Here is a 2629-nt window from a genome sequence, read left to right on the forward strand (position 1 = left end):
GCCACCTTGACTAGCCAGCAAACCGAGCGCCCGGATCGTCCGTTGAGCGCCAGCATGGTGATTAGCTGCGAGCACGGCGGGAAGCGGATTCCCGTGCGCTATCGTGATTTTTTTCAAGGGCAGCAGCCACTGCTCGACAGCCACCATGGCTTCGATCCGGGGGCCTTGGCGATGGCCAGAGATCTCGCCGCAGCGTTTGCGGCGCCCTTGGCGGTGTCCACGGTCAGTCGCTTGCTGGTGGACCTGAATCGCTCCATCGGCCATCCGCGTCTCCATTCCGAGACTCTCGGCAAGGCTTCGGCCGACCTGCGCCTGGCGATTGTGAACCGCTACTACCAGCCCCACCGGGCACACACCGAAAGCTTGGTCCGGCAGTCGATCGCGGCGCACGGTCGGGTGCTGCACCTGGCCGCGCACAGCTTTACGCCGGAGCTGAACGGCCACCTTCGAAACGCCGACATCGGCCTGCTCTACGACCCGTCTCGACCCGGCGAAGCGGCCCTGTGCCAACGCTGGAAAGCGTCCCTGAAGTCGTCTGGGGTAGCCCTCACGATCCGCCGGAACTACCCCTATCAAGGCCAGGATGACGGTCTCACCACCTGGTTTCGTCGGCATTTCCCGTCGGATGTCTATCTGGGTGTCGAGCTGGAGATCAACCAGAAGCATGTCTTCCGCGCTGGTCGGCATTGGCCCGCGCTGCGCCTGTTGATCGTCGAATCGCTGCGCCGGGCCCTCGCGCTCGATGACGCCGACGTCCGTAAGACGCGTGACTTGTGCGGGCCCCAGCGCTGATGAGACCTGCTTTGCTGCAGCAACCCCCACTGAAGAGCTTTACCCGCCTGGCCACGATGGCCGCAGCAAGCTGTGCGCTGCACTGCGTGCAGCCTGGCGACGTGGCTATCCAGCGGCCCCGGCGCTTGCCCGCGCTGTCGTTAACCGGAGTACCCGCATGAAGATCCGCATTGGCTACGAACTGATCTACGACTGCCCGCAACCGACCCCGATGATCCTGGCCTTGAGCGTGCACTACACGCGGGTCGCGGACATGGTCGTTCCGGATCACCTGGTCGCCGACCCGCCGGTGCCGATCGCGGCCTATCGCGACAGCTTTGGCAACTGGTGCAGTCGGATCGTCGCGCCCAGAGGGCTGCTCAAATTGTCCACCGACGCCGTGGTGCGGGATACGGGGCTGCCGGATGCAGTCGTCGCGGCGGCACGACAGACTCCGGTCGAGGAACTGCCAGACGAAGCCCTGGTGTTCCTGTTGGGCAGCCGCTACTGCGAGACCGATCGCCTCTCCGAAACCGCCTGGCAACTGTTCGGCAATACCCCGACCGGCTGGGGACGGGTGCAGGCGATCTGCGACTACGTGCATCAGCACATCCGCTTCGGCTACGAATACGCACGTTCCACCAAGTCGGCCTGGGAGACCTGGTACGAGCGAACCGGAGTCTGCCGCGACTACGCCCACCTGGCCATTGCCTTGTGCCGTTGCATGAACATCCCGGCCCGCTACTGCACCGGCTACCTCGGCGATATCGGCATGCCGCCACCCTATGGCACGATGGATTTCGCGGGTTGGTTCGAGGCCTATCTGGACGGTCATTGGTATACCTTCGACGCCCGCAACAACATTCCTCGTATCGGGCGCGTCCTCATCGCCCGTGGCCGCGATGCCGCAGACGTGGCTATCAGCAGCACTTTCGGCCCCAATATCCTGACGCGTTTTGAGGTGCGCACCGACGAAGTTGTCGATGCATAGGTTGCGTGAGGGGATGCCGAATCAGGCCCACCTGGAACGTCTGGTGCGTGCGCCACCGCCGCACATGGTCGACAGGCTCACATCGGCCACGCCACAGATCACGAGGCACCAGATAGAACCGGGACCCTTTTACTCCAACGGATCAATCGCTTGGGCGGTGTTTCCTGGAAGCCGAGTTCACGTGACGCGCCTGGCAAGGAGCGCCCAGATGCCGGCGACAGAAAGCAAGGAGCCTCCGGCAAAGTTGAAGCGGCGCTGTGCACGGGTGGAGGAGAGTAGCCGACGAGCAGACGCAGCGAACATGGCGTAGCCGGCGGCGTTGACGGTGGCCAACACAACAAAAGTAGCGGACAGCACCCACAGCTGCTGCGAGACACCTGCGCCGGGGCTGATGAACTGAGGCAGAAACGCTACGAAGAAGACGATGCCTTTCGGGTTGAGGGCGGTGACCATGTACGTGTGCGCAAACAGGCGCCAGCGAGAGCCCGTTGCGGTCGGTGCGCTAGCCAAAGCGCCACCCACGCCGGCACGCAGGAGCTTTACCCCGAGGTAGAGCAGGTACAGTCCGCCGACCGACTTGACGACCGTGAACCAGAAGGCAGATGTGGCAAGCAACGCGCCCAAGCCAAGCAGAGAAAGAACGAGAGCTGTCGAGTCTCCGAGGGCCACCGCAGCGACCAGAGGAATGTTCGCGCGACCGCCGTGCGCGACAGAGTAGCTGATGACCGTGAGAATCGTCGGCCCGGGAATGACGAGCAGCACCGCTGATGCAGCGACAAATGCGAACCACAGCTCAATTGGCATGGTCAGTCCTTGAGGTGGTGCCTAGGTTTGAGGTCAGCAAGTAAGAAAAGCAAGTAAGAAAAG

At 63.2% G+C, this 2629-nt stretch carries 3 protein-coding genes; 2 read left to right on the forward strand and 1 reads right to left on the reverse strand.

Annotation, left to right across the window (positions count from 1 at the left end; all coding sequences use genetic code 11):
- Window positions 1–6: 6 nt before the first annotated feature.
- Window positions 7–792: an N-formylglutamate amidohydrolase gene (locus RUW20_RS05080; protein ID WP_409559309.1), complete on the forward strand. Its 786-nt coding sequence runs from the start codon at window positions 7–9 to the stop codon at window positions 790–792.
- Between the two features lie 157 nt (window positions 793–949).
- Complete coding sequence (locus tag RUW20_RS05085) at window positions 950–1762, forward strand: transglutaminase family protein (RefSeq protein ID WP_313951114.1); 813 nt, start codon at window positions 950–952, stop codon at window positions 1760–1762.
- 177 nt (window positions 1763–1939) lie between these two features.
- Here RUW20_RS05085 and RUW20_RS05090 read toward each other — a convergent pair whose 3' ends face one another.
- Window positions 1940–2566 (reverse strand): LysE family translocator, encoded by a 627-nt coding sequence (locus tag RUW20_RS05090; protein ID WP_313951115.1) that lies wholly within the window; start codon window positions 2564–2566, stop codon window positions 1940–1942.
- Window positions 2567–2629 lie beyond the last annotated feature (63 nt).

The sequence above is a fragment of the Accumulibacter sp. genome (genome assembly GCF_032229525.1).
Lineage (GTDB): Bacteria > Pseudomonadota > Gammaproteobacteria > Burkholderiales > Rhodocyclaceae > Accumulibacter.

What these genes read in the sequence shown, in the direction of transcription:
- RUW20_RS05085 (WP_313951114.1), top strand. Translation starts at nt 950, where the DNA reads ATGAAGATCCGCATTGGCTACGAACTGATCTACGACTGCCCGCAACCG.
- RUW20_RS05090 (WP_313951115.1), bottom strand. Translation starts at nt 2,566, where the DNA reads ATGCCAATTGAGCTGTGGTTCGCATTTGTCGCTGCATCAGCGGTGCTG.